Annotated in this window: 2 protein-coding genes and 1 pseudogene; all 3 read right to left on the bottom strand. The window is 55.5% G+C overall.

Translation table 11 applies throughout. From position 1 onward, the window contains the following. Positions 1-91 precede the first annotated feature (91 nt). Positions 92-976, bottom strand: a complete 885-nt coding sequence (locus tag Q0510_RS00250) for an alpha/beta hydrolase (protein ID WP_298707166.1) — start codon at positions 974-976, stop codon at positions 92-94. Between the two features lie 18 nt (positions 977-994). After that, positions 995-1888, bottom strand: coding sequence for a YitT family protein (locus tag Q0510_RS00245; protein WP_298707164.1), 894 nt, complete (start codon positions 1886-1888; stop codon positions 995-997). Between the two features lie 35 nt (positions 1889-1923). Then, positions 1924-2296, bottom strand: a pseudogene (locus Q0510_RS00240) (arginase); the annotation flags it as partial.

Raw genomic sequence — 2296 nt, 5'->3', positions numbered from 1 at the left:
ACGCGGATAATTTCCTTTGATATCTACCTTGATGCGTACAATAAAAAGCCCCCGGATCGGTCGATTCGGGGGCTTTCTTATGCGGAAGATTTTACTTTTTGAAGAGCAATCCGTCGATCCAGTTCACGACAAGGCCCGGCCAGGTGTTGAGCACGGGATCTTTGGGCGCCATACCGAAGCCGTGGCCGCCATGGTCGTAGATGTGCATGGTGGCGGGAACGTTGTGCTGCAGCAGGGCTTTGTAGAAAACGATGCTGTTTTCCACCGGCACGCCTTTATCGTCGCCGGAGTGGATGAGCATGGTGGGCGGAGTTTGGGCGGTGACGCGGTTTTGGGTGGAAAGTGAGTCCTGCAGCGACTTGGGGCTGTCGGCGCCCAGCAGGTTGATGGCGCTGCCTTTATGCCGGAAGCTTTCGCTCAGCGAGATCACGGGATATACCAGCACGGAAAATGCGGGGCGGGAACTGAAGCGCTCGTGTTCGGCCTTCGCCTGCGGATTAGCCGCAATGTGCATCGTGGTGAGCATCGATGCGAGGTGCCCGCCTGCCGAAAAGCCCAGTACGCCTACCTTTTCGGGATCGAAGCCCCAGGATTTGGCTTTGCTTTTCACGATCTGCATGGCTTTCGACACATCGTTGTATTGCGCGGGATAGGTGGAACCAGCCTGCGGACCGCCGTTCAGTCGGTAATGCAGCACGATGGCGTCGAACCCGTTGGCGTTGAAAAAGCCGGCCACGTCTTTGCCTTCGTGCCCCAGCGCGAGGTTGGTGTAACCTCCGCCCGGACAAACGAGTACGGCGGCGCCGTTCTTCTTGTCGCCGGGAGCGGCGTAATATTCGATATGCGGAACATCGTTGATCTCTTTTCCGCCCAGGATCTTCCATTCCGGGTGATCGGGGTAGAGATTGATGCGTTCCTGCGCGGTGGCGTTGATGGTGGCGATCGTGAGCATGGCGGCGATGAGTGTCTTTTTCATCCGTGGAATTTTTCGCGTTTAGTGAGCGCCCGCGCGGCGTTTGATCATACCGCCGCGGGTGTCGTTGATATTATGCTGCACAATAAACGCTTTTTCGTCGATCTTTTCAATTTCGTCGATCACCTTATGCACTTCCAGGCGGGTTACGACGGTATAAATGATGTCGATTTCATTATCCACTTCTCCCCTTTTCCCGTAACCACTTTTCCCTTTAAACACCGTAACGCCCTTTTTCAACTTGAGTGTCAATGTTTTGCGGATTAATTCGGCTTTGGGGGAGATGACGGTGAGGGCGATATATTCTTCAAACCCCTGGATCACGAAATCCACCGTTTTGCTGGCGGACAAATACGTAAGCATGGCGTACAGCGCGGTTTCGACGTTGATAAGCACGGCGGCCACGCCGAAAATGAGCACGTTGAAATACATGATCACTTCGCCGATAGACAGCACGGTTTTGCGTGAAATCCATAGCGCCAGCACTTCCGTTCCATCCAGCACGGCTCCTCCGCGGATAGACATGCCGATGCCCGCGCCGAGGAAAAATCCTCCGAAAATGGCGATCAGCAACTTATCCTGGGTAATGACGGGCACTTTGATGAGCGCCAGCGCAAAAGCGAGCCCCATGATGGCCGCGATCGTCTTCAACGTAAACAGCCGCGACAGCTGTTTGTACGCCAGTAGGATAAAAGGCGCGTTGATAAGGATGATCAGCACGGAAATCGACCAGCCCGACAAGCGGTTGACGAGCAGCGAAATCCCCGTCACGCCGCCGTCGAGGAAGCCATTGGGCAGCAAAAAGGCTTTGAGGCCGAGGGCGGCCAGCAACACGCCGATGCCGATCAGGACGGCGTCCTGTGCATTCTGGATGATATTGATGCGGGCGAGCCTGGCTCTGCGGGGGTGCGTCACATGATTGGGTTGAGCGTTCCCTTAAATTTACGGAATTACAGGCGTTCCTGGCTGCGGAGCCAGCGCTCCGGTAGTTCATTGTTGCTGGCCATCAGGTAATCCGAATAGGCGCAGGGAACGAAATTCTTGTCGGGGAGCTGCATCCACCAGCGGCCGGTTTTTTTGCTTTTCAGGAAAACGGTGCTGATATCCGCGCCAGCGATATGGAATTCCAGGAACGATTCGCGCTCGTTGAGCTGGGCTTCCTTGTGGCGGACGGAGCGCCCGTCGAGGAAATACCAGAGCATTTGCGAAATCTGTTTGGCGGTAAGATTGTCGCGGTCTTTCGAGGGATCGTATCCGTAGATGCCGTACGTGGAGAGGTTGTTGCTCATGCCGGCGTACCGTGATAGGGCGCATGCTTCCTCG

The organism is uncultured Chitinophaga sp. (assembly GCF_937874145.1).
Lineage (GTDB): Bacteria > Bacteroidota > Bacteroidia > Chitinophagales > Chitinophagaceae > Chitinophaga.
Note: the sequence above shows the minus strand (reverse complement) of the source record. Positions and strands in the feature narration are given on the sequence as shown.